Below are 25636 nucleotides of genomic sequence, written 5' to 3' on the forward strand. Positions count from 1 at the left end.
TCTAGCGCGGTTCCGGTTCGCTGAGGCCGCCATCTTCGACGGGCACGGCCGGGGCAGTATCCGGCACGATGCCGCCCCATTGATTGATGCGATCACCGTCCTGTTCGACAGGCTCGACGAGCACGGTGAGGGGCATGACGGGCGACGCAGGGGGCGTCACACGCGGGCCGGGTGCCTGACAGGCGCTTAGAAGCAGGGCGCCGCCGAGTGTGCCGGCACCTAGCCGGGGAATGCGCACGAAAGTCCTGCGCATGGATTAGTTCCCGTCGGTGCCGCCGAGCAATTCGTCGTCGGCATCATCGGTCGTGGCTTCGGAATCGCGCTCGGGCAGCGGTGGCAGGTCGGATTTAGCCGTATCCGGCAGGTCGGCCGCTTCGGTATTCTGGTTCGGATCGCCCCACAGGGGCGCCGGGCGCTTCAGGTCGCCGGTAAGGCCGCAGGCCGACAGGCTGCTGGCAGCCAGCAGCGCGGCGCAGAGCAAAAGGGGACGTTTCATTCGGGTTACTCCAGTCGCAATCTCTGTTTCCACTGTGCCACTTGTTCAGCGACGCGAACAGGGCTTGTAGCGCCATAAGATGTCCGAGATGAGGCGGACGCCTCGACCGTCAGCACATCGAATACGCTTTGCGTGATTCCGGCATTCACGTCCTGCATTTCGGCGAGCGACAGCTCGGCCAGGTCGCAGGATTTCGCCTCTGCCTTGGCGACCAGCGTGCCCGTGACATGGTGGGCATCGCGGAAGGGCAGGCCAAGCTCGCGCACCAGCCAGTCGGCGAGGTCTGTCGCGGTGGAGAAGCCCTTGGCAGCAGCGGCGCGCATGGCATCCGGCTTGAAGCGGATCGTCTCGATCATGCCGGTCATGGCGCGGACACAGAGGTTGAACGTGTCGAAGGCCTCGAAAGTGAGGCGCTTGTCGTCCTGCAGGTCCTTGGCATAGGCGAGCGGCAGGGCCTTGATGGCGCCTTGCAGGGCGCTGTAATTCGCGGTGATGAGCGACGCCTTGGCGCGCACGAGTTCAGCCGCGTCCGGGTTGCGCTTCTGCGGCATGATGGAACTGCCGGTTGACCAGGCATCCGTGAGAGCTGCAAAGCCGAATTGCGGACTGGTCCAGAGGACGATCTCTTCGGCGAGACGTGAAAGATGGGTGGCGGCGATGGAAAGATCAGCGAGGGCCTCCAGCGCGAAATCGCGCGAGGCAACAGCATCGAGGGAGTTGGCCATGGGCCGGGCGAAGCCGAGGGCTTCGGCGGTCATGTCGCGGTCGATGGGAAAGCCGGTGCCGGCAAGGGCGGCAGCGCCAAGCGGGCTTTCATTGAGGCGCACGGCGCAATCAGCGAGGCGCGAACGATCACGCGAAGCCATCTCGACATAAGCGAGCAGGTGGTGGCCGAGCGTGACCGGCTGGGCCGTCTGCAAATGGGTAAAGCCGGGCATGATCGTGCCGGCGTTTTCATCGGCGCGTGTGACGAGCGCGGCCTGCAGGCCCGCCAGCAGCGACCCCGCGCCATCAAGCGCAGTCCGCGTCCAGAGGCGGAAGTCGGTGATGACCTGATCATTGCGCGAACGGGCGGTGTGAAGCCGGCCAGCCGGCTCGCCAATCAGCTCCTTCAGACGCGCCTCGACATTCATGTGAATGTCTTCAAGCGCCCGGCGGAATGGGAATGTGCCGTCGCGCAGTTCGGCGAGCACGCTGTCGAGGCCGCCCTGGATGGCCTCGTTGTCGGCTTCGGTAATGATGCCCATTTCGGCCAGCATGTCGGCATGGGCGCGGGATCCGGCGATGTCCTCGGCGGCCATGCGGCGGTCAATATCCAGTGAAGAATTGATCTCTTCCATGATTTCGGACGGGGTCGCGGCAAAGCGTCCCCCCCACATTGTCTGGCCTTTGCCCTGGTTCATTGCCATATCCTTTATTCGACGCGAGGAGACCGTTCCCGATGACCCGCCTAGCCTTTATCGGCCTCTTCTTGGTCGCCCTTGGTGCAATTGTCTATGTGCTGTTCAGCGCAGCAGGCGGAAAGCCGCCCTCCAACGCGTTCGAACGCTATGCCACAGGCGATATGGCGAAGCTGAGTTTTGCCTCTTCGGGCGAAGCTGCGCCGACAGCCAACATGTTTGCTGCCGATGGCACACCCGTCACACTTGACGCCTGGAAAGGCAAGACCGTGCTGGTGAACTATTGGGCCACATGGTGTTCGCCCTGCGAGCGCGAAATGCCGTCGCTTGGCGCCCTGCAGACGGCGCGCGGGGGCGACGCATTCGAGATCGTGGCGGTCAGCGTCGATTCCAGTGAGGACAAGGACTATGCCGCTCAGCGCCTCGGCGAACTTGGCGCCGCCAATATCTCCTTCCATATTGCCCCCCCGGAAAACTACGAAATCGTGTATGATTCCGGCGTGCAGGGCTTTCCGACCAGTGTGATCTACGGCCCGGACGGCAAGGAAATCGCCCGGCTGGCCGGGGATGCCGACTGGTCATCCATCGAAGCGGTGAACTTTATCGACGCTATCCTAGCGAAGGTCGGATAGTTCGAGCTTCACACGGCTGACTTGCGCGGCGATCTCGTTGACCGGCGCCGGGATGCTTTCCGCCAGCGGTCCCTCGGATGGCCACATGCGCACCAGCAGTTCCAGTTCCATCACAACGGCCTCGGCTTCCGGCTTGTCGATACGCTTGGCGATATCACGGGCCGTTACGGCAAAGCCATAGGCGTCCTGATATTCGCCCGCCTCAACGATGTCGCCATTGACGACGCCGACTTTGTATTCGGCAATGCAGGTGTCCATCAGGAAGTCGATCTGGCCGACGGGATCTGCGTTCGCGTTTTGCTGAAGGAGCGCGATATTTGCCTCGGCGGCGTCGAGTTCGGGCGCGATCTCTTCGGCTGACTTGCCGGCGGCAAGGTCGGCGGAGACCTTCTCGAAGATCGCCGCATCAAAGCCGAGCGCATCGATACCTGCGCGCTCAGCTGCGTGCGTTTCGGATACCGGGTGAAGCAGGTGGCGAGAGGCCTGATCCGGCGCGCCCGCGCGGAAGAGGGCGAGCCCCGCCGCGACATGGCCTGACATGAAGGCGATACGCTTGTCGACCGGCAGGGTCTGCATGTCCGCCATGCCAGCCATGGCGCCATTCTCCGTGCCGCCTTCGCCGCCCTCGCCCGCCATTGCGGCAGGCGCAGGCGCCGGGGCCGGGGCCGCAACGGGCGCTTCAGCCCGGACGGGCTCGTTGCGGTCACCGCAGGCCGTCAGGCTCGTCGTGCCCAGCAAGGCGGCGCCAAGGCCAAGGCTGGCCCAGCGTTTCGGAGTGTAGGTCATTGTCGCAGCTCCCGGAGTTTCGATTGCGCCCCGAACCTACGCCCGATACGCTGGCATCTGCAAGTCATTCTCAAACACTAATCGCAGTCCGGACAATCCATGTTCCTTACCATCGCCAACCTGCTCGGCCCGCGCGACGTGGCCCGCGTCCAGAAGAAAGCCGATGCCCTGGATTGGGTGGACGGTGCCCGCACGGCAGGCGGGCGCGCGCGCGTGGTGAAGCGTAACCTGCAGGCCAATTTGCGAAGCGGGCCGGGCGAAGGCCTGCACACATTCCTGATGGACGCGATTACAGCCCATCCTGTGCTGAAGGCGGCGGCCCAGCCTGCGCGCTTCTCACGCCTGATGCTGAGCCGCACAGGGCCCGGCAGCCATTATGGCCCACATGTCGACAATGCCCATGTTGGTACGGGCGAAGAGCGCGTGCGGACCGACCTCTCCTTCACGCTCTTCCTCAGCGACCCGGCCAGCTATGATGGCGGCGAGCTGGTAGTGGAATCGCAGAGCGGCGCGCATGCGGCCAAGCCGGCAGCGGGCGACCTCGTACTCTATGCCTCAGGCGACATCCATGAAGTGCGGCCCGTGACACACGGCGAGCGGCTGGCTTGTGTGGGATGGATCGCGAGCGCAGTGCGCGACCCTCAGGCGCGCGCAGCCCTGTTCGAGCTGGAGAATTTGCGCGCGGCGCTGGGCACGAAGCTGGCGGCCGATGAGCCGGAGCACCTGGCGCTGGAGAAAGTCATCTCCAATCTGGTCAGGCGCTGGGCGGAGGACTAGCCGACGAAGGCAACAGGCACGCGGGCCTGCGCAGCGCACCAGTCAGGCTTGCGCTCGCCGCCATCATAATCCCAGGCCTTGTGCGTGCCTTCGGAGATGAGCGTGGTTGCCACGTCCTTGCCCGCAACCTGCAGATCGACAACGAGGCGGCCATAGCGGTCAGGTCCGTAGGACTTGGCGATCTTGGCTGACTTGTCGCGGGTCAGCTCGACAGCGGCTTCCTTGGCTTCATAGCCCTTGATGCGCTCGAGCTCGCACTTGGCGCCGCCGCGCTGTTTCATACTGCCGGTTTCGGGTGAGTCGACGCCGTGGAGGCGGAACTTTGTACCATCGGGCAGACGGCCACTGTCGCCATCCGACCAGTAGACCGGAGCGGGATCGCCTGTCGCGGCCTGCGCAGCGAGCGCCACGGCCCCCGCGCCTGATGCCAGAACCAGCGCCGCTGTCAGCCACGGCGGAGCTTTGAATATGTGAGCCATTCTAGCCTCCTCGAAAGGAGGCAAAACTGGGGCGCAGGGGTTAATCCCGGATTAAGGTCTGCGGCAGAAGGCGGGGATTGCTCTGTAATTCACCCGCGCCTATTGATCTTCCAAAGGGGTCGATTGTGATGGATGGCGTAAATTATTCCCTGATCCTGCTGGCCGCATTGATGGTCATGGCGAGCCCGGGCCCCGCAACACTGGCCATTGCAGGCGCCTCCATGGCATCAGGGCGCCGTCAGGGACTCGCGACAGCCCTGGGCGTCACGACCGGCTCGGTAATGTGGTCAGTGCTGGCGGCCTTTGGCCTTGGCGCCGTGATGGTGTCGAACGCCTGGGTGTTCGGTATCCTGAAATATCTCGGCGCCGCCTATCTGCTGTTTCTGGCGTTCAAGTCGGCCATATCGGCCACCCGCCCGCACAAGACAGAGATTGTGGGAATCGCGCAGGCGTCTTTCAGAGCAGCCTACGCCAAGGGGCTCGCCCTCCATTTGACCAACCCGAAGGCGATTCTGTTTTTCGGGTCGCTCTACTCGATCGGCATTCCAGTCGGCACGCCGTTCCAGAGCCTGTTCACGATCATCGCCCTGCTTGGACTGATGGCCGCGTGCATTTTCCTTGGCTATGGAATCGTGTTTTCCAGCCCGGCGATTGTTCGCGGTTATACGCGGATGCGGCGCTGGTTCGACGGCGTGTTTGCCGTGTTTTTCGGCGCGGCTGCCCTCAAGATACTATCGACGCTCGTTAAATAGGGCGGCGCTGGCCTAACGTGTCGGGACGGGGTGCTCGCCGGAATAGTCGTAGAAGCCCTTGCCGACTTTCTTGCCGACCCAGCCGGCCTCGACATATTTCACCAGCAGCGGGCACGGCCGATACTTCGTGTCGGCGAGGCCATCATGCAGGACCTGCATGATCGAGAGACATGTATCGAGACCGATAAAGTCGGCCAGCGTCAGCGGGCCCATCGGATGGTTGGCGCCAAGGCGCATGGCCGTATCGATGCTCTCCACCGTGCCGACGCCTTCATACAGCGTGTAGACGGCTTCGTTGATCATCGGCACCAGGATGCGGTTCACGATAAAGGCCGGATAGTCCTCGGCATTGGTCGTGGTCTTTTCGAGGCGCTGGGCGAAGGTGATGGCGGTTTCATATGTGTCCTGGCTGGTCGCAAGGCCGCGGATCACTTCCATCAGCTTCATCAGCGGCACCGGGTTCATGAAGTGCATGCCGATGAACTTGTCGGGCCGGTCCGTCACGGAGGCGAGGCGCGTAACCGAGATGGAGCTGGTATTGGTGGCAAGATAGGTGTGCGCGGGCACGATTTCGCAGATCGAGCGGAATATCTGCTCCTTCACTTCGCGTTTTTCGGTGGCCGCTTCGATGACGATGTCTGCATCTTCATGGGCCTTGATCGAGGAGGAAGTGCGGATGCGCTTCAGGCCGCTCATCATGGCGTCGTCTGTGATCATGTCGCGCATGACCTGACGGCGCATATTGCCCTCGATCGTGGTCACGCCCTTGGCCAGTGCCTCGTCAGAAATATCGGTCATGATGACGTCATAGCCGGCAAGGGCGGCAACATGCGCGATGCCATTGCCCATCTGGCCCGCACCAATCACGCCAACAGTTTTCAGCTCTGCCATCTCGATACCATCCTGAATGTGCAAGTTTTGCTACACCTAGCCATATCCTTTTTGTGCACTGCGTCAAAGACCACGCTTCAGTACCGGAAGGCACCGTCGACAAGGGGCAGAGGCGCCCGAACATAAAAAGCCCGGCGCGAGGGCCGGGCTTTTCAAACGTTTGGGAGGAAACGCTATGACTAGAGCGCCTCGGTCAGTTCCGGAACGGCGTTGAAGAGGTCTGCCACGAGGCCGTAATCGGCAACCTGGAAGATCGGCGCTTCTTCGTCCTTGTTGATCGCGACGATGATCTTGGAATCCTTCATGCCGGCAAGGTGCTGGATGGCACCCGAAATGCCGATGGCAATGTAGAGTTCCGGCGCAACGATCTTGCCGGTCTGGCCGACCTGGTAATCGTTGGGCGCATAGCCAGCATCCACAGCAGCGCGCGAGGCACCAACAGCCGCGCCGAGCTTGTCAGCGAGTGGCACGATCAGGCGGTTGAACTCATCAGCCGAGCCGAGGGCACGGCCGCCGGAGACGACGCGCTTGGCGCCGGTCAGCTCAGGACGGTCGGACTTGACCATCTCTTCGGACACGAATTCGGACTTGAACGGGCCTTCTGGCGCCGCAACGTCTTCAACCGAAGCCGAACCTTCATTGCCAGCCGCTTCAAAAGCCGTACCGCGCACGGTGATGACTTTCTTCGCGTCGGAGGATTTGACGGTCATGATGGCGTTGCCGGCATAGATCGGACGCGTGAAGGTCGACGAGTCGACCACATCGATGATCTCGGACAGCTGCATGACATCGAGCTTGGCGGCGATGCGCGGCGCGATATTCTTGCCGGTTGTCGAGGCCGCGATGAAGACAGCGTCATAGTTGGCCATCAGAGGCACAACCAGGGCTTCCATGGATTCACCGGTCTGCTTGCGAAGGCTTTCGCCTTCAGCCTTCAGGACCTTGCGGACACCGGAGACCTTCGCCGCCGCTGGGACGACCTCGGCAGCGTGTTCGCCAGCCACGAGGAGATCCACGTCGCCGCCAAATTTCGCAGCGGCCGTGACGACCTTGTGCGTGGCATCCGACAGGGCGCCGTGGTGATGTTCAGCAATTACGAGGACGGCCATTACACAGCTCCTGCGGTTTTGAGTTTGGAGACGAGCGTCGCAACGTCTTCGACCTTCTCACCGGCCTGGCGCACAGGCGGCTCGGTGACGGTGACGACAGTGAGGCGCGGCGAAATGTCGACGCCGTACTCTTCCGGCGTTTTCTCGACGATCTCTTTCTTCTTCGCCTTCATGATGTTCGGCAGCGACGCATAGCGCGGCTCGTTGAGGCGAAGGTCGACCGTGACAATGGCCGGCAAAGTGAGCGAGACGGTTTGCAGACCGCCATCGACTTCGCGCGTGACTTTCAGCTTGTCGCCGTCTTTTTCCAGCTTGAACGCGAACGTGCCCTGCGGCCAGTCCAGCAGCGCGGCCAGCATCTGGCCCGTCTGGTTGCTATCGTCATCGATGGCCTGCTTGCCGAGGATCACGAGGTCCGGGCTTTCGTCGGCGACGACCTTGGCCAGCAGCTTGGCAACGCCAAGTGGCTCAACGGTCGCGTCGGTCTTGATCAGGATGCCGCGATCCGCGCCCATGGCGAGCGCTGTGCGCAGGGTTTCCTGGGCCTGTTGCGGGCCGACGGAGACAACCACGATCTCGGTGACCGTGCCGGCTTCCTTCATGCGCACGGCCTCTTCGACGGAAATCTCGTCGAACGGGTTCATGGACATCTTGACGTTGGCGAGGTCGACTCCGGTTTTGTCCGGCTTGACACGGACCTTCACGTTATAATCGATCACGCGTTTGACGGGCACGAGGACCTTCATGCGGTGCTCCCTTTTGGTTTAGAGACGTTTGACATATGGCGGCGTGAGTAGACGTCCACTGCAAAAGACGCAAGGTTTACGTTGACGTAACGGTCAATTTGGCGCGGTTTTCATTTTGTAATGGAACCATTTCGTGTATGAGGCGCGCTCGTTCATTGATGCGCCTTCGCGCACCCAACCTCAAAGCCGGAAAGGAAACACAACCATGATCAGCCCCCGTTTCCACATCCAGCTTTCAGGTTCACATGAACATTCTCAACGTGCTGGCGCGCGGCGCCAGACGGGTTTGGCCCTTTTCCGGTAAACTAAAGGTCCCTTCTGATATCCAAACCGACAAGCTGCACGCGCATGCGAGGCTTCGCACGAAACTACCGCCACATCTGTTGAAGGATGTGGGGGCCGATGACGGCTGACCCAAGGACCTCATCCTGAGCGAAGTCGAAGGACGGGGTCCGGGCGACAAATACTGGAAGCTCACGCTCGTCCTTCGACTTCGCTCAGGATGAGCGCTGCTTAAACGTCTGCGCCTCTGGCCATCAGGGCGGCGAGGTCCTTGCCGGTTGCGGCCCCTTTGAGGAAGCCGAGCGTACCGGGGCCGAGGAGTTCCTCCCCTGCCCTGACCAGCGCGCCATAGGCCGCATAGGCAAGGCTCGCCCCCATGCTGACGCGCTTGACGCCTAGCGCTTCAAGCTCCGCCATCGGCACGAAGCCGGCACGCGGGCCCATCAGCACATTGAGGGGCCGGTCGATGGCGGAGAGCACGGTCTTGATATCCTCCATGGTCTTGAGGCCCGGCGCATAGAGCACATGGGCGCCCGCTTCCTGATAGGCCTGCAGGCGGGCAATCACGTCTGCAAGATCCGGCACGCCCGTGAAGAAATTCTCGGCGCGGGCGGTGACGAGAAAGGGGAATGGCAAGGCATTGGCCGCCTCGACCGCCGCGCGGACACGGTCAGCCGCTTCGGCGATGTCGTATTGCGGCCGGGCATCGTCGCCCGTGAAATCCTCGATCGAGCCGCCGACAAGACCGGCCTCGGCGCCAAGGCTGATCGTCTCGGCGCAGGCTTCCGGGCTGTGGCCGAAGCCGTTCTCGAGATCGGCGGTGAGAGGCAGCGGCGTCGCCGGGGCGAGGGCGCGAATGTGAGCGAGCTTCAGGTCCCGCGTTATCTGGTAATCGGCGACGCCTGTGCTGGCGGCAAAGCCCGCGCTGGTCGAGGCAAGGGCCTTGAAGCCGAGCCCGGCAAGCATGCGGGCCGAGCCGACATCCCACGGGTTGGGCAACACGAATAGGCCCGCATTGTCGTGCAGCGCCTTGAAGGCGAAAGCCTTGTCTTTTTGCGGTGTCATCTCCGTGTCCCTCCGTTTGCGTACCAGTCTGGTGACACAAGGACGTTGCGGCAAGCCACCCGTTTCCTGCGCATGGCTGGAATGCAGGAAGGTTTAAGCCGGCGGCTCGTTATTGGCCGCGAGCACTTCGCCGGCAAGATAGAGCGAACCACAGATGAGGATACGGTCCGCGCCTGTTTCAGCGGCCGCGCTGACGGCGGCGCCCAGATCGGCGCATACGGTGACATCAAGGCCCGCCGTGCGCGCCGCGTCCGCCAGGTCGTGAGGCTCGGCGCCGCGATGGCCGGGTGCATTGGGCAAGGTGAAAACGTCCGGCTTCAGGTGGCGGAAGGGCAGGAAGAAACCTGTCGCGTCCTTTGAAGCCAGCATGGCGGTCACCAGCACCGTGCGCCCCGGCAGCGTTTTCAGATGATGCGCAATCGCCCGCGCCGCATGCGGATTATGCCCGCCGTCGAGCCAGACTTCAGCTTCAGGCGCGAGAGCCGTGACCGGACCCTCGCTGAGCCGCTGCATGCGGGCAGGCCATGTGGCCGTGCGGGCGCCTTCGAAGATGGCGTCCTGGCTGATACGTGTAGAGCCGCCGAACAGCTGCATGGCCATGGCGGCAAGCGCCGCATTGCCGCGCTGGTGTTCCCCGATCAGCGAAATGTCTTCCGGCATGGCATCAATGAAATGCGCCTTCAGCCGGTAGAGCGGCGCGCCATGGAGGGCGGCTTCCTGAGTGATCACCTCATCACACACCTTGCGCTGGATCGCCGACAGGACCGGGCGACCGGGGCGGATAATGCCCGCCTTCTCGCCCGCGATCTTGCGGATATCCGAGCCAAGGAAAGCCTTGTGATCGAAATCAATCGGCGTGATCACGCACAGCGCTGGCTCGGCGATCACATTGGTCGCATCATAGCGCCCGCCAAGGCCGACTTCGAGAATAAGGAGGTCAGCCGGCACTTCGCTGAAAGCGAGCAGAGCAGCGGCCGTCGTCGCTTCGAAATGCGTGATCTGCAGGCCCTGAACGGCCTCGAACGTGCGGTCGAGCCAGGCGATCAGGCCCGCATCGTCGACAATCTCTCCGGCCAGCCGAATGCGCTCATTGAAGCGCACGAGATGGGGTGAGGTAAAGACATGAACCGTAAGGCCAGCCGCCTCAGCCATGGCGCGCATGAAGGCGGAGGTCGAGCCCTTGCCGTTCGTGCCTGCCACATGAATGACCGGCGGCAGCCTGTCCTGCGGACGGCCGAGCGCCTCAAGCGCCGCCTCGACCCGCCCGAGCGATAGCTGGATGGTTTCAGGATAGAGCCCTTCGAAACGCGCTAGCGCTGCGGCAAGGGCCGCATTGTTTCCGATCAAGCAGGCTTGCCTTTGGTCTCCGCGGCCTTGGGCACATGGGTCTTGGGCTGGCTGAGCGCGGTGATGCGCGCATCATCGCGGCGGCGGGAATTGGGCAGGAGATGCGACAGGATACGCGTCAGCGTCGCCTTCATCTCGCGGCGGTCGACAACGATATCGACCTGGCCCTTTTCGCGCAGGAATTCCGAGCGCTGGAAGCCCTTGGGCAGGCTTTCGCGAATGGTCTGTTCGATCACGCGTGGGCCGGAGAAGGCAATCATCGCACCGGGCTCGGCCAGATGGATATCGCCCAGCATCGCATAAGACGCCGAGACACCGCCCGAAGTCGGGTCCGTCAGCACAACGATATAAGGCAGTTTGGCTTCAGCCAGTTCGTTCACGGCCAGCGTCGTGCGCGGCATCTGCATCAGGCTGAGCGTGCCTTCCTGCATGCGTGCACCGCCGGAAGCCGTGCAAACCACAAAGGCCGCCTTGCGGGCGAGGGCCATTTGCGCAGCAGTGACGAAGGCTTCGCCCGCCGCCATGCCGAGCGAACCGCCCATGAAGTCAAAATCCTGCACCAGCAGGACCGTCGGCACGCCGCCGATCTTGCCATAGGCCGCAACCATGCAGTCATCCTGCAAAAGAGGCGCGCCGCCATTCTCGGTTTCGCGCTTCTCGCGCGCGGCGATCTTGGCCTTGGCCGCCTTGATGCGGGCGGGATAGGGCTTGTCGTCCTTGAATTTCAGCGGGTCGGACGGAACAGGCGGCAGCAGGATCGGCTCCCAGCGCTCTTCATCGAACAGAAGGCGGCAACGCGTGCGCGGACTGATGCGCATGTGTGCGCCGGCGGGCGTGACCCACCAGTTCTCTTCAAGGTCCGTCTTGTAGACAAGTTCACCGGACGCAGGACATTTGACCCAGAGGTCGTCCGGCGTCTCTTTCTTGGCGAGCATGGTCTTCAGGCCAGGGGGAGTGACCTTCGTGATCCAGTTCATGCCTTAACTCCTTAAAGACCGTAACAGCCTCTACGCTTTAACCACCGCAGCGATCGCTGCGCTCAGTTCCCCTGCCAATGCGCCCATTCCCCGCGGCGCTTTTGAATAATCACCCGATTCGTGGGCTGACTGAGCATGCTCCACGAAAGCGGAGCCTACGACAACCCCATCGGCGATTTTAGCCATTTCTGCAGCCTGTACACCATTTTTCACACCAAAACCAACGCAGACGGGCAATCCTGATACGCGTCGCACCATCTCGACGTTCCCGGCGATGGACTCAGGATCAGCCGATCCGGCGCCTGTAACACCGTTAACGGCGACAAAATAAACGAAGCCAGAAGCGCCATCGGCCACTTTAGCCATGCGGGCTTCATGCGTGGTTGGCGTGGCGAGGCGGATGACGGAGAGGTCGTGCTTGGCATATTCGGCGCGCAGCTCTGCGTCTTCTTCCGGCGGAAGGTCAACGAGGATCGTGCCATCAATGCCAGCCGCATGGGCCGCTTCGGCAAAGGCCGCATAGCCCAGCGAATGCACGGGATTGGCATAGCCCATCAGGATGACAGGCGTTTCCTGATCGGTTTCGCGGAAGCGCGCGACGAGCGAGATCACGTCGATCAGCTTGGTATGATTGGCGAGCGCACGCAGGCCGGCCCGCTGAATGGACGGGCCGTCCGCCATGGGATCAGTGAAGGGCGCGCCGATCTCGATAATGTCGGCGCCATTGTCCCGCAGGGCCTGCATGGAGGCAAAGCTGCCTTCAAGGTCCGGGTCGCCCGCCATGAGGTAAGCAACCAATGCTGCGCGTTTCTCCGCTTTAACCTTGTCAAAGCGTGCCGTAATTCGGGAAGTGGGCATCAGGAATCCGTATTTTCGTTGACCCAGGCCTCATAAGGCGCGGAAACATGGGCGCAAGGCAGCGCGACAATGGCCGGCACCTCATAGGGGTGGATCTCGTTCACCAGCGCTTCGATCTCGGTCCAGTGCGCCTCGGGCGCCTTCATCCACAGAACGAACTCGAAAGCATGCTCGACCACGCCTTTCCAGCGATAGGTGGAGGTGACCGGCCCTTCGAGATTGGCGCAGGCCGACAGGCGGCGCTCGACAGCGGCGTCAGCAATTTCCTCGGCGACACGGCGGGACGGGCAGGTAACGCGGATAAGGAGAATGGTCATTTAGATTTCAAACCCCAGTGCTTTGGCGACGCTGAAGACATCCTTGTCGCCGCGGCCGCAGAGATTCATGATCAGCAGGCCGTCCTTGTCCATGGTCTCCAGCACGTCGCCCAAGCGTGCAATCGCGTGCGCGGGCTCCAGCGCCGGGATGATACCCTCAAGCTGGGTACAAAGTTGGAATGCAGCGAGCGCCTCATTATCAGTGCAGGAAAGATACTCAGCGCGGCCGGTATCGCGCAGGAAGGCGTGTTCCGGCCCGATGCCCGGATAGTCGAGCCCGGCGCTGATGGAGTGCGCATCGACGATCTGGCCGTCATCGGTTTGCAGCAAATAGGTGCGGTTGCCATGCAGGATGCCGGGCTTGCCGCCATTCAGCGCCGCCGCATGCTCACCCGTCTCGATGCCATGTCCCGCCGCCTCAACGCCGATCAGGCGCACGCCTTCATCATTGATGAACGGGTGGAACAGGCCGATGGCATTAGAGCCACCACCGATACAGGCCATCACAGCGTCCGGCAGGCGGCCTTCGCGCTCGAGGATCTGCTGGCGGGCTTCGATGCCGATAATGCTCTGGAAGTCGCGCACCATTTCCGGGTAGGGGTGCGGGCCAGCGGCCGTGCCGATGCAGTAGAACGTGTCATCCACATTCGTCACCCAGTCACGCAGGGCTTCGTTCATCGCATCCTTCAGCGTGCCCGTGCCGGAAGACACCGGCACGATCTCGGCGCCCAGAAGGCGCATGCGGAAAACGTTCGGCTTCTGGCGCTCGACGTCGGTCTCGCCCATGAAGACCACGCATTTCAGGCCAAAGCGCGCGCAGATCGTCGCCGTTGCCACGCCATGCTGGCCGGCGCCCGTCTCGGCGATGATACGTGTCTTGCCCATGCGCATGGCCAGCAGGACCTGCCCGAGGCAGTTATTGATCTTGTGCGCGCCGGTATGGTTCAGCTCGTCGCGTTTGAAATAGATCTTGGCCCCGCCGAAATGCTCGGTCATGCGCTCGGCGAAATAGAGCGGCGACGGGCGGCCGACATAATGGGCCCACATGTCGTCCATCTGCGCCTTGAAGGCGGGGTCGAGCTTGGCCGCCCGGTATTCCTTCTCAAGGTCCAGGATCAGCGGCATCAGCGTTTCGGCGACATAGCGTCCGCCGAACTCACCAAACCGGCCGTTTGCGTCCGGCCATTTGTCCCAGGTATTGCGCAGGTCCATCGTCATGCCTTTGTTTCCTGTCCCGAAGACGCGCCAGGCGCGCTCAGGGCTGCTTCGCGGCGCGGATAAAGGCCCGCACCAGCTCTCTGTCCTTTAACCCTCGTACCCGCTCGACGCCAGAGGAGACATCAACTGCGGGCGCTCCTGTCGCGGCAATAGCTGAGGCGACATTGTCCGGCGTCAAGCCGCCCGCCAGCATCCAGGGCGCCGCAGGCTGCCATCCGTCGAGGATTGCCCAGTCGAACACCTGCCCATGACCGCCGGAATAGGCCGCATCCTTTGGCGGCTTGGCATCAATCAGCAGCTTGTCCGCGCTCACGAACGTATTGGCGGTGTCCAGGTCGGCGCGGGTGGCAACGCCCAGCGCTTTCCAGACTTCGCGGCCCGTACGCGCCTTGATCTCGGCCAGCCGCTCAGGCGTCTCGGCGCCATGCAGCTGCAGCACCGGGAAGCCAAGCGCAACAATCGCGTCGACCTCGGCATCGGTCGGATCGACCATCAGCGCCACGGGCCGCGCCTTGCCGACCTGCAGCAAGAGGCTCGCCGCCGCTTCCGGCGTCACGCGGCGCGGGCTGCCGGGGACGAAATTGAAGCCAATCCAGTCGGCCCCCTCACGCGCAGCAAAGCGCACGAGGTCCGGATCGGTAAGGCCGCATATCTTCACGTGGGTCATGACATGCCCGTTACGCCAGCACCGGGCCTACGTCCACACTTCGGGCCTTCAGGCGCGGGGCGCGCGGGCCAGTCCCATGGTGGCCGGGCCGGAGACATTTACGGCCTGAGCGGGTGGCTGCTCGCCATCGGGGCGCGCGATCATGGCCTTGAGACGCTCAAGCTGGTCATGCGCCAGAGGACTGAACGCATTCACGGACGACGGCATGGACGGGCGCCCGAAATAATAGCCCTGCGCCGTCAGGCAGCCGATGTCGCGCAACTGGAACGCCATGTCGCTGGTCTCAACACCCTCGGCTGTCACTTCCACATCCATGCTGGCCGCGAGCGACACCAGCGCCTCGACGATCTTCCGGCTGGTCGGGTTGTGCGTCATGGTCGCAATGAAGGACTGGTCGATCTTGATCTTGTTGATCGGCAGTTTGCGCAGGTGCGTAAGGCTGGAATAGCCCGTGCCGAAATCGTCAAGCGCCAGCGAGAAGCCCGCACGCCGCAGCTGCGCCAGGACAAGACCGGCCGCCTCGATATCATTTATCAGGGCGCTTTCGGTGATTTCCAGCTCCAGCCGCTCTGCGGGAAAACCAACGGCCTGGATAATCTTGACCACATGCGCGCAGAGATCGCGATTGAGCAGGGAGGCGGAAATATTGATGGCAAGATAGTGCTGCCCGGCCTGGTGCATCGGGTCCGAGCAGGCTTCGCGGATCAGCGCCATCGTCATTTGCTGGATCAGGCCCGTATCCTCGGCAATTGGAATGAAGGCATCCGGCATGATCATGCCGAGATCAGGGTGCAGCCACCGCGCCAGAACCTCGAAACCTTCGACACGCCGGTCCGACAGGCGCACAAGCGGCTGGTAATGTGCGCGGATCTCGCCATTGGTCAGCGCGCGCTGCAGGTCGTGCTCGAGGCGTTTGCGTGCCGCCAGCTGATCGCTCATTTCGTGCCGGAAGTGACAGAACGTCCCCCTGCCCGACCCCTTGGCCCTGTAGAGGGCGAGATCGGCGCGGCGCATGAGCTCATCACCCGACAGCGCAGCATCCGGCGCACAGGTGGCGATACCGATGCTTGCGCCCACCGTACAGACTATCGCGCCAATCCTGACCGGCTTTTCCATCTCGGCCAGAATGCGTGTGGCAATTGCGGTGCGCATTTCCAGTGTTTGTGCGCCGCTATAAAGGACAGCGAACTCGTCGCCGCCGAGACGCGCAAATATGGCCGCACCCTGGGACACGTTTCTGAGGCGCGCCGATAGTTCCCGCAACACGGTATCACCGACGCCATGTCCATGCAGGTCATTGACCGGCTTGAACCGGTCCAGATCGATCATGAACAGGACGCATGATCCATTGCCGGCCTCGGTGAGGTTCTGCAGGACCCGGTGGAAGGCCCTGCGATTGGGCAGTTCCGTCAGCGAATCCGCTAGCGCGAGATCCGACATGGTCTGCTCGGCAACCACACGCCGGGCGTGTTCCCGTTGCATTTGCCGATAGCGCAGCGCCGCAATGATAAGGGCCTGAATCGATAGCGAGATGAAGACCAGCGCGAACTCATCAATGTTCCAGTGCTCATGCTTGGCAGAAAACGCAGCGAAACGCTCAAACAGGTCGAACTGACCGCCGATCATGATGGTCAGCGCACTTCCCGCGATGAGGAACGCGATGTCATTATGCAACCATGAGGGCAGCATCCTGTCGCTTGCGCGGATCAGATTACCAATAAAACGACGCATGCTGTTCAGGCGAACCAATCCTTGGTTTCGGGAGAAGCCGGGTTACTAGGCCGACATGTCTAAATAGTGCTTGTGCCATTCAGCCAAATTGACCGGAAAACATCGACGTTTCGGGCTAATTCAGGCGCTTTTTTACCGCGAACTGTTGGCTCGAATACAGGTCAGAACGTTAACGCCCTTTAACAAAGTGTGCTGCAATTGCCACAGCAGGATTCAGCGCACATGCGGGGCTGGAACGCGGCGCTCATGGGAGCCGTTAGCGCACCATGTCCCGAACAGTTCGGGATGCCTAAACCAAAGGATTTCCTCCCATGAAAAAGCTTTTGATCATTTCCTCGTCCGCTGCCGCGATTGCCCTTGGCCTTTCCGCCCCCGCCGTCGCTCAGGAAGATACCGGCCTCTATGTGCAGGGCGGCTATTCCTATGTGAACATCGAGCCTGACGGTGCTGATTCCGGTATCGACACCAACGCCATCACAGGCCGCGTCGGCTACCAGTTCACGCCGATGTTCTCCCTCGAAGCAGACGTGACGTCCGGCATCGATGATGGTGAGTTCGACTACAATGTCGACGAAGACGACTTCGATCTCGACGACAATGAGGACACGGACCTCAATGACGTGATCGCCGCTTCGGGTGACCTCGGCCTGAACTATCTGGTTGGCCTTTACGGTCGCGCCAGCGTGCCACTGACCGAGCGCCTGAATGTCTCGGCCCGCGCCGGTTATGCCTATATCGACGTTGACGCTTCGGTCATCACACCCGGCGGCACGACGCTCGCCGTGATCGAGGATTCGGCTGATGGCCCTGCCCTCGGCGCCGGTCTCACCTATGACCTGACCGACAGCTGGCAGCTGCGCGGTGATTACACCTATTACGACTTCGAAGACACCGACACGGGCGCTGCAACGATTGCGGTTGGCTACAAGTTCTAAGCCTGCCTGATTGCCTGAATGAATGCGCCGGTCTCCGAAAGGAGGCCGGCGTTTTTCATCATGCCCGTATGGAACCCGCCTGCAGTCGCACTCATTGGAATGGGGACACCGGAGACTTATCTCTCAATATTGGAACATACAGGAAACGGGAATCGACATGGCCAATGGCTGGGCGCGGGATGGCGCCGTACAGGATCAGATCGACGACAGCATCAAGGATGCCGTGCGCAATGCGCGCGCCAGCATCCCTGCGGGTGCAAGCGCAACCCATTGCGACGAATGCGAGGAACCCATTCCCGAAGCGCGCCGCAAGGCCGTGCCGGGTGTACGTACGTGCGTTAAATGCCAGTCGGAGCGCGACAAGGCCCGCGTCCATTCCGGCATCAACCGCCGCGGCAGCAAGGACAGCCAGCTGCGTTAGGCCTGTCGATTGTCCGGATGGAAGCCGGGCTGGCGGTGAGACAGGGATTCGAACCCTGGAGACTATTGCTAGCCTACACACTTTCCAGGCGTGCGCCTTCGACCACTCGGCCACCTCACCATCGCCTTCGCGAAGCACAGGGCCATAGCGGAACGCATGGCCGCTCGCAAGACCGTGATTGCCGTTCGCAGCATGCAGCCCCATATTCCTGTCAGCAAAGGAGACCGCACCATGTTGTTCTCAACCAAACCCGCAACCATTCCGGATGCCGCGAGCGCCCTTCCCGGCCGCAGCGCCGCCATCCCGACGGCTGCCGAACATTTCGTCTTTCATCGTCCGCTTCAGGGCGAAACGCCCGCCGGATTTGAACTTGCCATTTTCGGCCTTGGCTGCTTCTGGGGTGCAGAACGCAAGTTCTGGCAACAGGATGGCGTCTGGATGACAGCTGCCGGCTATGCCGGTGGACCGACCCCGAATCCCACTTATGAAGAAGTCTGCAGCGGCCGCACCGGCCATACCGAAGTCGTACGCGTTGTGTTTGACCCGTCAAAGATCACCTATGGCGAGTTGGTGAAGCTTTTCCTCGAAAGCCACGACCCGACCCAAGGCATGCGCCAGGGCGGCGACGTGGGCACGCAATACCGATCGGCCATCTACACGACCAGCGATGCGCAGGAAGACACGGCTCACCAGATGGTCGAAGCCTATCAGGGCGCCCTTGCCCGTTCAGGCCACAGCGCCAGCATAACGACCGAGATCAAGCCGATTGATAAATTCTACTATGCCGAGGACTATCACCAGCAATACCTTGCCAAGAACCCGGCGGGCTATTGCGGGATTGGTGGGACAGGCGTGTCCTGCCCGATCGGGCTCAGCGTCTAGGAGCCGAAATTCATCGAGAAGCGCTTGCGCGTCTCGATCATGGTCTGCGCCTTGAACATGGCGTCTGAGGCGGTCTGTGCCTTCTGGATGGACGGATCGCCTCTCAAGGCCTCGACCACCTGCGACAGGTGGGCAATCGCTTCCTGAACCGTCTTCTGGTCGAACTGTTTCTCGGCACGTGCCAGCAGGGCCCGGCCAAGATCCATCCGTGCCTGCGAGACAAGCGCGGAATCCGATGTCGTGTCGACGGCTTCAAGATGCCCGCGGCGCATGGCGATCACCCGGTCGAGCGCGGCCAGATCGCCCATGGCCTCAGCCACATGCACGCCGGACGCGCAGAAATCGGCCTCAAGCTCGCTGCGAACAACCGGCGCAATGCCGCCTGAACCCGCCATCATTTCGTCCAGCGCCTCAGCCAGCAGCTTCATCTTCTCGGGCCGGAAGGCCTGCGGATTGGCCAGAGCCGGCTGCAGTTTCTTGGCCAGCAGGTAGGCCGCCACACGCGGCATCTCGTCGTCCAGCGCGTCAAAGCGGCCGGGCAGCGGAATGCTGAAGGCCCGCGCTTCATCTGCCCGCAGGCCACCGCCGCGCGACAGTCCCTGAACGACCAGCCCATCCGCTCCCTTGCCGATACGGCTCGCCCAGACCAGCATGTCGGCATCCGCCGTCGCAAGGCGCTTGCGGGCCTCAGCCAGAATTTTTTGCTCCGAGCCGCCAGTGATCTGACCCGTACCGACAACGCGGAACGGTGCGCCAAAATTGAACTCGGCGAGATGGTCCTGGATGGCAGCGGTCAGCCATTTGCGCGTCCGACCGGCACCCGGCCCGGCCGGACGCGCCAGAAGGATGCGATAGCCCGGCTCCTTGCTGCGGCGGAAAGCCCTTGCACCGGCCGCATTGCGCATGCGCGTCACCAAAGCGCGAAGGCCCGAGAACAGGAGGAAGATCAGCACAAGGCACAGGAGCACGGCCATCGCGAACCCGAACGTCGCGAACTCATGGGCACTGAGCGCATGCGTCTCGACCCAGTCTTCAGCTGCCGTGAACCAGCCTGTTTCCAGCATGGCAATTGACCTCGTTAACGCCAAGGCGATACGAGCCTTGCCCTTCTCTGGCAACAGGTAATGACTGTTAGACCGGGCGATCCCGCGCTAGCATCGCCATGCGGCATCAATGGGAGGGCACGTGTCAGAATTTGTCACCCGTTTCGCGCCATCCCCCACGGGGCACCTGCATCTCGGCCACGCGGCCTCGGCCTTTCATGTCTGGGATGCGGCCCGCGCAGCTGGCGGACGCGTTCTGCTGCGCCTTGAGGATATCGACCAGACCCGCTGCCGCCCGGAATACGAAGCCTCCATTCTCGCTGATCTGGAATGGCTGGGGCTGGACTGGTCCGGCCCCGTCCGGCGCCAGTCAGACCATTTCGACGACTATGCCCGCGTCATCGACAGCCTCAATGAGCGCGGCCTGATCTATCGCTGCTTCAAGACCCGGCGCGAGATCGCCGCCGCCCTGCCCGCCGGGGTGGACCCTGACGAAGCCGGCTATGTCGGCAAGCCGTTTTCACCTTCAGAGGAGGCCGAATACCTGAGCCGGGGCCATGCCTTTGCCTGGCGGCTCTCGCTTGCCCGCGCAAAGGTCGCACTTGGGTCCCGCTATGGCGCGCTCGCGTACACGGAAGTGACCGCGAATGGTCCACGAACGGTCCCGGCTGACCCACAAGCGTTCGGTGATGTCGTCCTCGCCCGCAAGGATACGCCCGCCAGCTACCATGTCGCCTGCTGCCATGATGATGCGCTGCAGGGCATCACCCATGTCATACGCGGCGAAGACATACGCGCCATGACCAGCGTGCATGTCCTGCTGCAGGCACTGATGGACTGGCCGACACCGATCTACCGGTTCCATCCGCTGGTCCTCGGACCGGACGGTAAAAAGCTCTCCAAGCGCGCCGGCGACAAGGGATTGTCAGCCTACCGCGAAGAAGGGATGACACCAGACGATATCCGGGCCATGACCTGCGCCGCATGACCTCCCTGGAAACCCAATCACCGCCTCTAACCCGTCACTGGATCGGACCCCTCATGGTCCTGACCGGCGGCATCTGCATTGGCTTTGCGCCCATCGGGCTCCGGCTGGGTCTGGGTGAGCTGGGCCCGCAGGGAATCGCCTTCTGGCGCTACGTCTTTGCCGCGCCGCTCCTGCTGGGCCTCGTGTTCCTGATTGAACGCCGCGCGCCCCGTGCACCAAACCGGTTCGTGCTGCTCGCAGGCACCTTCTTCACGCTCGATATTGCCCTCTGGCATTGGGGCCTGACGCTGACCACGGTGTCGAACGCGACATTCATCGTGAACCTCGGCAACGTGTCCGTCGGCTTTGTGGCGTGGCTGTTCCTGAAGGAGCGCCCGACCAATATCTGGTTTGTTGCCATCCTGCTCGCTGTTGCGGGCGCTGCGGCCCTCTCACTGGGCGGCGAAGTCGGCGGCAAAGGCGACATACGCGGCGACCTGCTGGCCCTCGGGGCGGCGCTGCTCGTCTCGGGCTACATGCTCTGTTCGAAACTTGCCCGGCGGCGCCTTGGCGGTATCGAGACCATATTCTGGCTGACCATTGTCGAAGTCTGCGTCGGCGGGCTTATTCTGCTGGTGTCAGGCGAACCGCGCCTGCCGGCCACACTCAATGGCTTCGGCGTGCCGCTCTTCCTGGCCATTTTCGTGCAGATCATGGGTCAGGGCCTCATCATTGCCGGGTTGGGGCGAACACCCGCCGCCATTGCCGGCGTCCTCGTGGTCGTCCAGCCCGTTGTCGCGGCGGCCATTTCATGGGTCATGTTCGACGAACCGCTCACTGCCCTGCAAGCTGGCGGCGCCGTTGCCATTCTCGTGGCTGTGTGGCTCTCGCAACGCGGAAAACCGGTCCCGATCGACTAAATCGCGGCGACTGAATCGAAACTGCCACAAAACTCGTCTATCACTCCCCCCATCGTATCTGATCGGGGAACCAAAGACATGCGCACATCCATCGCCGCCCTCATGACGGGCCTCGCGCTCGCCTCTACGGCCTGCACCACGACTACGCCGCCGCCTGCCGAAGCGCCAGAAGCGTTGGCCGCCACCGAAACCGTGACACCCCCTGCCCCGCTGCGTCCGGGCCTCGTGCCGGAACAGGCAAGTGATTCCTATTACGTCTCCGCCGCCGAAGCCGTGCAGAAGCGGATTGACGCGCAAGGCGTGAAGCCCGCTAAAAACGTGATCCTCTTCGTCGGCGACGGCATGAGCATTCCTACCGTCACGGCCGCTCGCATCTATGCCGGCCAGAAACGCGGCCTCGACGGCGAGTCTTATTCGCTGACCATGGAAACCCTGCCCCACATGGCGCTGTCGAAAACCTACAGCCATGACTATCAGGTCGCCGACAGCGCCTCGACGGCCACGGCCATGACCGCTGGCGTCAAGGTCAACTCCGGCACGCTCGGCGTGCTGAAGGAAGCGACCCGCAACAATTGCGCTCTGGCGCAGGGCAACGGCACCGATTCCATATTTGACCTGGCAGAGCGCGAAGGCCTCGCCACAGGAATTATCTCCACGGCCCGCATCACGCATGCGACACCGGGCTCGACCTATTCGGAAACCCCGAACCGCGACTGGGAATCCGACGCAGACCTCAAGGGCGGCGATGCCGGCGACTGCAAGGATATCGCCCGACAGCTGATCGAATGGCCGGAAGGCGACGGGTTCGAAGTCGCCATGGGCGGCGGTCGCTCGGCCTTCCTGACCGAGGCCGAAGCCGACCCCGAGAATGAAGGCAAGACCGGCAGCCGCAAGGATGGCCGCGACCTGACCGCCGAATGGGTCGCCAAGGGCCCTGACCGTGTCTACATCACCGATCAGGCTGGCTTCGACGCCACCGACTTCACCTCGGATGTGAAAGTCCTCGGCCTGTTCGAACGCTCGCACATGCAGTTCGAAATGGACCGCGCCAAGGATACGGCCGGTGAGCCCTCGCTGGTTGACCTGACCAAGGCAGCCATCACGCGGCTGTCCCAGGATCCGGACGGCTTTGTCCTTATGGTCGAAGGCGGCCGCATCGACCATGCCCACCACGGCGTCAATGCTGCCCGCGCGCTCGACGAGACCGACGCGTTCGACCAGGCCATCGCTGCAGCCCTCGACATGACCGATAATGACGACACGCTGATCATCGTTACTGCCGACCATTCCCACACGATGACGATTTCCGGCTACCCACAGCGCGGAAACCCGATCCTCGGCAAGGTCGCAACGGGTCTCGACGACGACCATATGATGGCGCAGGACGGCAAGCCCTACACGACCCTTTCCTATGCGAGCGGCATGACCGCCTGCCGCATGGTCGAAGGTGAGCCGGACTGTACCCGTGAAGACCTCTCCGATGTCGACACGACAGAGCCGGACTTCCAGCAGCCTTCGCTGGTGTTCATGGGTTCTGAAACCCATGGCGGTGATGACGTGGCCATCTTCGCAACTGGCCCCGGCTCGGAGCTCGTTAGCGGCGTGATGGAGCAGAACGAGATCTTCCATGTCATGGGCCGCGCCAGCGGGCTCGTGAAAGCGCCCAGCGCCGAATAGCCTACCTTCCGTAGCGGCCGGGCTGTTCAAGTCCCGGCTGCTGCGCAATGGTGGGATCAAAGATCCGAGCGCCACCGAACGAGCGCCGGACCAAAACCGGAGGAAACACGATGAAAGCTGCCGTCATGCGGGCGCCCAATGCGCCGCTCTCGATCGAAGAAGTCACCATTTCCAAGCCCGGCCCGCGCGAAGTGCTCGTGCGGCTGAAAGCGGTCGGTGTCTGCCATTCGGACGTGCACTTCTGGGACGGCGCCTTTCCGACCGAAATGCCGGTCATCCTCGGCCATGAAAGCGCAGGGATTGTCGAACAGGTCGGCTCAATGGTCAGCGCGGTAAAGCCCGGCGACCATGTCGTCTCGATCCTCTCGCCCTTCTGCGGCACCTGCGAATTCTGCCTGACGGGCCATATGTCGGTCTGCCACACGGTGAACGGCGAACAGTTCAAGCGCGGCCCGACAGAGGCGCCCCGCCTGTCGATCGGCAAGGAAAAGGTCTCCCAGTTTCTCAACCTCTCCTCCTTTGCCGAACAGATCCTCGTCCACGAGAATACGCTCTGCGTCATCGACAAGGACATGCCGATGGACCGCGCCTGCCTGATCGGCTGCGGCGTCATAACGGGTGTCGGGTCCGTGTTCCACGCCGCGAAAGTCGAGCCTGGCTCGACCGTGGCCGTGCTCGGCTGCGGGGGTGTCGGCCTCTCCACGATCAATGGCGCGGCGATTGCCGGTGCCTCGCGGATCATCGCTGTCGACCTTTCAGACGAAAAACTGGCCATGGCGAAGAAATTTGGCGCCACCGACTTTGTTAATCCAAAGAATGGCGACCCGATCGAACAGGTGAAGGAACTGACGCAAGGCGGCGTTCACTATGCCTTCGAATGCGTCGGTTTGAAGCTGACGGCAGAGCAGGGCTACATGATGATGCGCCCGCGCGGCGTGATGACGGTGATCGGCATGATCCCCCCCGGCGTGAACATTGAAATCCCGGGAATCGAACTGCTTGTTACAGAAAAGCGGCTACAGGGTGCGGTCATGGGCTCGAACCGCTTCCGCATTGATTTCCCAAGACTTGTGACACTTTACCAACAGGGAAAACTCCACCTCGACGACCTTGTGTCCGATCGGATCGGTCTTGACGGGTTGACCGGTGCGCTCCAGAATCTTAAAGATAACAAGGGTTCCGTCGCTCGACAGGTTGTCATGTTTGACTAAGAATCTACGGGAAAACGTGCGCCGTTAACGGGAATGTTAACCATCTGAGGTAGCTTGTTAGAAACTAGCTGCATGAAAATGGGAACGAAAGGAGGGCCTGTTCATTTGACCAATATGACCAAGCCGCCTCAAATCCTTATTGTCGAAGACGAGATCCTCATCGCGATGGATCTTGAAGACATGGTCGCCGAAATGGGCGGTGCCGCTGTTGCGTCCGCCCATACGATTCAAGCAGCCATGAAACTTGCCGAATCAATCGAAGCCGATGCGGCCATTCTCGACGTGGATGTGGCTGGACAACTTGTGTTTCCGGTCGCCGATATCCTTGCCGCACGGGGCATCCCCTTCCTGTTCAATACAGGCCATTCGGCTGAGGACATTCTCCGGGCGCGCTATCAATCAGCTCCGATCTGCCGCAAGCCCACGCTTCCGCGCCAGCTCAAGTCTGCCCTGAAGCAGCTTCTCTCATCAAAAAATGATTCGGTCGGCAGCGGGCCCCTGCCAGCCTAGTCGCGTACTGCGTTCACGCTTTTTGTTTAGTATGTGAACTAGAAGGCCTTGTGCCGTTGGGAATGCTTTAGGGACTGCGAGTCATTAATGCGCTCAATGAGACGCTGCCTAATACTATCTGAAGCCATGTCGATGGTTGCGAATCTGACAGTAGAGCCAACAAGAGTCGCATAAAGTGCTTCAAGCGCAGTCTTCGTAAGAGTGCCAGATCGTCGAGACTTCGCCTCACTACGCATGCTTTCAATTGTATTATTGAGCATGCTGGGATCATTGATGGTTAGATCGAATAGCTTACTAAAATGCTCGATACGGTCCGCTATTACTGAAGTGCTTTTCGTCTGAGACGCTGACTTCTTGGGCTTCGTATTTTCAGTGACAAGAAGACTGATGAAATCATCAAGTGAATGCTCTGAAGTAGATTGGAGGGCTTTTGTTAGCTTAACTAAGCTGGGAGCTGTTTTGCCTGCGGACGAGTAAGCATCCAGGACACTGCTAAGTGCTGCAGCTATTTGTTGAATGGTCGGTTTTTTGTCGAACATG

29 protein-coding genes and 1 tRNA gene are annotated in these 25636 nt (G+C 61.9%); 11 read left to right on the forward strand and 19 right to left on the reverse strand.

Annotated features, from left to right (window positions below; genetic code table 11):
- Position 1: 1 nt before the first annotated feature.
- Genes V7651_RS09265 through argH form a run of 3 tightly spaced genes read right to left on the reverse strand, consistent with a single transcriptional unit; the run spans position 2 to position 1899 of the window.
- Positions 2-253, reverse strand: a complete 252-nt coding sequence (locus V7651_RS09265; protein ID WP_335613019.1) for a hypothetical protein — start codon at positions 251-253, stop codon at positions 2-4.
- Between the two features lie 3 nt (positions 254-256).
- A complete protein-coding gene (gene lptM, locus V7651_RS09270; protein WP_035536329.1) occupies positions 257-496 on the reverse strand; it encodes an LPS translocon maturation chaperone LptM in 240 nt (79 codons plus the stop codon).
- Between the two features lie 5 nt (positions 497-501).
- Positions 502-1899, reverse strand: a complete 1398-nt coding sequence (gene argH, locus V7651_RS09275; protein WP_156950386.1) for an argininosuccinate lyase — start codon at positions 1897-1899, stop codon at positions 502-504.
- Positions 1900-1937: 38 nt separating this feature from the next.
- On the opposite strand from argH, the gene V7651_RS09280 reads away from it, so the two are divergent.
- Positions 1938-2528, forward strand: a complete 591-nt coding sequence (locus V7651_RS09280; RefSeq protein WP_335613020.1) for a TlpA family protein disulfide reductase — start codon at positions 1938-1940, stop codon at positions 2526-2528.
- On the opposite strand, the gene V7651_RS09285 is transcribed toward V7651_RS09280, so the two are convergent.
- The gene (locus V7651_RS09285; RefSeq protein WP_035536332.1) at positions 2511-3314 is read right to left on the reverse strand and encodes a hypothetical protein; all 804 of its coding nucleotides are present in this window, start codon (positions 3312-3314) and stop codon (positions 2511-2513) included. The genes V7651_RS09280 and V7651_RS09285 overlap by 18 nt on opposite strands.
- Before the next feature lie 99 nt (positions 3315-3413).
- On the opposite strand from V7651_RS09285, the gene V7651_RS09290 reads away from it, so the two are divergent.
- The gene (locus V7651_RS09290; RefSeq protein WP_035536334.1) at positions 3414-4091 is read left to right on the forward strand and encodes a Fe2+-dependent dioxygenase; all 678 of its coding nucleotides are present in this window, start codon (positions 3414-3416) and stop codon (positions 4089-4091) included.
- Here the strand turns inward: V7651_RS09290 and V7651_RS09295 are convergent.
- Positions 4088-4570, reverse strand: coding sequence for a thermonuclease family protein (locus tag V7651_RS09295; protein ID WP_035536335.1), 483 nt, complete (start codon positions 4568-4570; stop codon positions 4088-4090). The genes V7651_RS09290 and V7651_RS09295 overlap by 4 nt on opposite strands.
- Positions 4571-4698: 128 nt before the next feature.
- Here V7651_RS09295 and V7651_RS09300 point away from each other — a divergent pair, with 128 nt between their 5' ends.
- Positions 4699-5322, forward strand: a complete 624-nt coding sequence (locus V7651_RS09300; protein ID WP_335613021.1) for a LysE family translocator — start codon at positions 4699-4701, stop codon at positions 5320-5322.
- 12 nt (positions 5323-5334) lie between these two features.
- On the opposite strand, the gene V7651_RS09305 is transcribed toward V7651_RS09300, so the two are convergent.
- From V7651_RS09305 to V7651_RS09355, 11 genes are all read right to left on the reverse strand, one after another.
- Positions 5335-6213, reverse strand: coding sequence for a 3-hydroxybutyryl-CoA dehydrogenase (locus V7651_RS09305; RefSeq protein WP_035536338.1), 879 nt, complete (start codon positions 6211-6213; stop codon positions 5335-5337).
- Positions 6214-6392: 179 nt separating this feature from the next.
- Positions 6393-7322 (reverse strand): electron transfer flavoprotein subunit alpha/FixB family protein, encoded by a 930-nt coding sequence (locus tag V7651_RS09310; RefSeq protein WP_335613022.1) that lies wholly within the window; start codon positions 7320-7322, stop codon positions 6393-6395.
- Entirely contained in the window at positions 7322-8068 is a 747-nt protein-coding gene (locus tag V7651_RS09315) for an electron transfer flavoprotein subunit beta/FixA family protein (protein WP_035536341.1), read from the reverse strand. The genes V7651_RS09310 and V7651_RS09315 overlap by 1 nt, the downstream gene beginning before the upstream one ends.
- 513 nt (positions 8069-8581) lie before the next feature.
- The gene (locus V7651_RS09320) at positions 8582-9415 is read right to left on the reverse strand and encodes an isocitrate lyase/PEP mutase family protein (RefSeq protein WP_335613023.1); all 834 of its coding nucleotides are present in this window, start codon (positions 9413-9415) and stop codon (positions 8582-8584) included.
- 93 nt (positions 9416-9508) lie between these two features.
- Positions 9509-10762, reverse strand: coding sequence for a bifunctional folylpolyglutamate synthase/dihydrofolate synthase (locus tag V7651_RS09325; protein ID WP_335613024.1), 1254 nt, complete (start codon positions 10760-10762; stop codon positions 9509-9511).
- Positions 10759-11739, reverse strand: coding sequence for an acetyl-CoA carboxylase carboxyltransferase subunit beta (locus tag V7651_RS09330; RefSeq protein WP_335590383.1), 981 nt, complete (start codon positions 11737-11739; stop codon positions 10759-10761). The genes V7651_RS09325 and V7651_RS09330 overlap by 4 nt, the downstream gene beginning before the upstream one ends.
- 30 nt (positions 11740-11769) lie before the next feature.
- Positions 11770-12597 carry a tryptophan synthase subunit alpha gene (trpA, locus tag V7651_RS09335; RefSeq protein WP_035536355.1) on the reverse strand — a complete coding sequence of 276 codons (828 nt, stop codon included), beginning with the start codon at positions 12595-12597 and terminating at the stop codon, positions 11770-11772.
- Complete coding sequence (gene cutA / locus V7651_RS09340) at positions 12597-12914, reverse strand: divalent-cation tolerance protein CutA (RefSeq protein WP_035536356.1); 318 nt, start codon at positions 12912-12914, stop codon at positions 12597-12599. The genes trpA and cutA overlap by 1 nt, the downstream gene beginning before the upstream one ends.
- Positions 12915-14132 (reverse strand): tryptophan synthase subunit beta, encoded by a 1218-nt coding sequence (gene trpB, locus V7651_RS09345; RefSeq protein WP_418887230.1) that lies wholly within the window; start codon positions 14130-14132, stop codon positions 12915-12917.
- Between the two features lie 37 nt (positions 14133-14169).
- Entirely contained in the window at positions 14170-14799 is a 630-nt protein-coding gene (locus tag V7651_RS09350) for a phosphoribosylanthranilate isomerase (RefSeq protein ID WP_335613025.1), read from the reverse strand.
- 48 nt (positions 14800-14847) lie between these two features.
- On the reverse strand, positions 14848-16473 hold the full coding sequence (locus V7651_RS09355; protein WP_335613026.1) for a putative bifunctional diguanylate cyclase/phosphodiesterase: 1626 nt from the start codon (positions 16471-16473) through the stop codon (positions 14848-14850).
- A 368-nt stretch (positions 16474-16841) separates the two neighbouring features.
- Here V7651_RS09355 and V7651_RS09360 point away from each other — a divergent pair, with 368 nt between their 5' ends.
- Both V7651_RS09360 and V7651_RS09365 read left to right on the forward strand, forming a co-directional pair.
- On the forward strand, positions 16842-17465 hold the full coding sequence (locus V7651_RS09360; protein WP_035536361.1) for a porin family protein: 624 nt from the start codon (positions 16842-16844) through the stop codon (positions 17463-17465).
- A 157-nt stretch (positions 17466-17622) separates the two neighbouring features.
- Positions 17623-17886, forward strand: a complete 264-nt coding sequence (locus tag V7651_RS09365) for a DksA/TraR family C4-type zinc finger protein (RefSeq protein WP_035536362.1) — start codon at positions 17623-17625, stop codon at positions 17884-17886.
- 30 nt (positions 17887-17916) lie between these two features.
- Here V7651_RS09365 and V7651_RS09370 read toward each other — a convergent pair.
- Positions 17917-18006 (reverse strand) — tRNA-Ser (locus V7651_RS09370).
- A gap of 111 nt (positions 18007-18117) precedes the next feature.
- Between V7651_RS09370 and msrA the strand changes: the two genes are divergently transcribed.
- The gene (msrA, locus tag V7651_RS09375; protein WP_335613027.1) at positions 18118-18768 is read left to right on the forward strand and encodes a peptide-methionine (S)-S-oxide reductase MsrA; all 651 of its coding nucleotides are present in this window, start codon (positions 18118-18120) and stop codon (positions 18766-18768) included.
- On the opposite strand, the gene V7651_RS09380 is transcribed toward msrA, so the two are convergent.
- The gene (locus V7651_RS09380) at positions 18765-19832 is read right to left on the reverse strand and encodes a hypothetical protein (RefSeq protein WP_335613028.1); all 1068 of its coding nucleotides are present in this window, start codon (positions 19830-19832) and stop codon (positions 18765-18767) included. The two genes, msrA and V7651_RS09380, sit on opposite strands and share 4 nt — an antisense overlap.
- Positions 19833-19953: 121 nt before the next feature.
- Between V7651_RS09380 and gluQRS the strand changes: the two genes are divergently transcribed.
- The 5 genes from gluQRS to V7651_RS09405 all read left to right on the forward strand — a co-directional run bounded on the left by gluQRS (position 19954) and on the right by V7651_RS09405 (position 25096).
- Positions 19954-20799 carry a tRNA glutamyl-Q(34) synthetase GluQRS gene (gene gluQRS / locus V7651_RS09385; RefSeq protein ID WP_335613029.1) on the forward strand — a complete coding sequence of 282 codons (846 nt, stop codon included), beginning with the start codon at positions 19954-19956 and terminating at the stop codon, positions 20797-20799.
- Positions 20800-20852: 53 nt separating this feature from the next.
- The gene (locus V7651_RS09390; RefSeq protein ID WP_335613030.1) at positions 20853-21698 is read left to right on the forward strand and encodes a DMT family transporter; all 846 of its coding nucleotides are present in this window, start codon (positions 20853-20855) and stop codon (positions 21696-21698) included.
- Positions 21699-21776: 78 nt separating this feature from the next.
- A complete protein-coding gene (locus V7651_RS09395; RefSeq protein ID WP_335613031.1) occupies positions 21777-23375 on the forward strand; it encodes an alkaline phosphatase in 1599 nt (532 codons plus the stop codon).
- Positions 23376-23485: 110 nt separating this feature from the next.
- Entirely contained in the window at positions 23486-24586 is a 1101-nt protein-coding gene (locus V7651_RS09400; protein ID WP_335613032.1) for a Zn-dependent alcohol dehydrogenase, read from the forward strand.
- 105 nt (positions 24587-24691) lie between these two features.
- The gene (locus tag V7651_RS09405; RefSeq protein ID WP_051624544.1) at positions 24692-25096 is read left to right on the forward strand and encodes a response regulator; all 405 of its coding nucleotides are present in this window, start codon (positions 24692-24694) and stop codon (positions 25094-25096) included.
- A 38-nt stretch (positions 25097-25134) separates the two neighbouring features.
- On the opposite strand, the gene V7651_RS09410 is transcribed toward V7651_RS09405, so the two are convergent.
- Positions 25135-25635 (reverse strand): hypothetical protein, encoded by a 501-nt coding sequence (locus V7651_RS09410; RefSeq protein WP_335613033.1) that lies wholly within the window; start codon positions 25633-25635, stop codon positions 25135-25137.
- Position 25636 lies beyond the last annotated feature (1 nt).

The organism is Hyphomonas oceanitis, from assembly GCF_036964545.1.
GTDB lineage: Bacteria > Pseudomonadota > Alphaproteobacteria > Caulobacterales > Hyphomonadaceae > Hyphomonas > Hyphomonas oceanitis.

Bases quoted from the DNA above. Each gene is read 5' to 3' on its own strand.
- V7651_RS09330 (WP_335590383.1), bottom strand. From the start codon at position 11,739: ATGAACTGGATCACGAAGGTCACTCCCCCTGGCCTGAAGACCATGCTC.
- V7651_RS09365 (WP_035536362.1), top strand. From the start codon at position 17,623: ATGGCCAATGGCTGGGCGCGGGATGGCGCCGTACAGGATCAGATCGAC.
- V7651_RS09300 (WP_335613021.1), top strand. From the start codon at position 4,699: ATGGATGGCGTAAATTATTCCCTGATCCTGCTGGCCGCATTGATGGTC.
- V7651_RS09390 (WP_335613030.1), top strand. From the start codon at position 20,853: ATGGTCCTGACCGGCGGCATCTGCATTGGCTTTGCGCCCATCGGGCTC.
- V7651_RS09360 (WP_035536361.1), top strand. From the start codon at position 16,842: ATGAAAAAGCTTTTGATCATTTCCTCGTCCGCTGCCGCGATTGCCCTT.
- V7651_RS09400 (WP_335613032.1), top strand. From the start codon at position 23,486: ATGAAAGCTGCCGTCATGCGGGCGCCCAATGCGCCGCTCTCGATCGAA.
- V7651_RS09285 (WP_035536332.1), bottom strand. From the start codon at position 3,314: ATGACCTACACTCCGAAACGCTGGGCCAGCCTTGGCCTTGGCGCCGCC.
- V7651_RS09350 (WP_335613025.1), bottom strand. From the start codon at position 14,799: ATGACCCACGTGAAGATATGCGGCCTTACCGATCCGGACCTCGTGCGC.
- V7651_RS09320 (WP_335613023.1), bottom strand. From the start codon at position 9,415: ATGACACCGCAAAAAGACAAGGCTTTCGCCTTCAAGGCGCTGCACGAC.
- V7651_RS09410 (WP_335613033.1), bottom strand. From the start codon at position 25,635: ATGTTCGACAAAAAACCGACCATTCAACAAATAGCTGCAGCACTTAGC.
- V7651_RS09295 (WP_035536335.1), bottom strand. From the start codon at position 4,570: ATGGCTCACATATTCAAAGCTCCGCCGTGGCTGACAGCGGCGCTGGTT.
- V7651_RS09315 (WP_035536341.1), bottom strand. From the start codon at position 8,068: ATGAAGGTCCTCGTGCCCGTCAAACGCGTGATCGATTATAACGTGAAG.
- V7651_RS09265 (WP_335613019.1), bottom strand. From the start codon at position 253: ATGCGCAGGACTTTCGTGCGCATTCCCCGGCTAGGTGCCGGCACACTC.
- msrA (WP_335613027.1), top strand. From the start codon at position 18,118: ATGTTGTTCTCAACCAAACCCGCAACCATTCCGGATGCCGCGAGCGCC.
- trpB (WP_418887230.1), bottom strand. From the start codon at position 14,132: ATGACGATGGACCTGCGCAATACCTGGGACAAATGGCCGGACGCAAAC.
- V7651_RS09395 (WP_335613031.1), top strand. From the start codon at position 21,777: ATGCGCACATCCATCGCCGCCCTCATGACGGGCCTCGCGCTCGCCTCT.
- lptM (WP_035536329.1), bottom strand. From the start codon at position 496: ATGAAACGTCCCCTTTTGCTCTGCGCCGCGCTGCTGGCTGCCAGCAGC.
- V7651_RS09380 (WP_335613028.1), bottom strand. From the start codon at position 19,832: ATGCTGGAAACAGGCTGGTTCACGGCAGCTGAAGACTGGGTCGAGACG.
- cutA (WP_035536356.1), bottom strand. From the start codon at position 12,914: ATGACCATTCTCCTTATCCGCGTTACCTGCCCGTCCCGCCGTGTCGCC.
- V7651_RS09280 (WP_335613020.1), top strand. From the start codon at position 1,938: ATGACCCGCCTAGCCTTTATCGGCCTCTTCTTGGTCGCCCTTGGTGCA.
- argH (WP_156950386.1), bottom strand. From the start codon at position 1,899: ATGAACCAGGGCAAAGGCCAGACAATGTGGGGGGGACGCTTTGCCGCG.
- trpA (WP_035536355.1), bottom strand. From the start codon at position 12,597: ATGCCCACTTCCCGAATTACGGCACGCTTTGACAAGGTTAAAGCGGAG.
- V7651_RS09310 (WP_335613022.1), bottom strand. From the start codon at position 7,322: ATGGCCGTCCTCGTAATTGCTGAACATCACCACGGCGCCCTGTCGGAT.
- V7651_RS09305 (WP_035536338.1), bottom strand. From the start codon at position 6,213: ATGGCAGAGCTGAAAACTGTTGGCGTGATTGGTGCGGGCCAGATGGGC.
- V7651_RS09290 (WP_035536334.1), top strand. From the start codon at position 3,414: ATGTTCCTTACCATCGCCAACCTGCTCGGCCCGCGCGACGTGGCCCGC.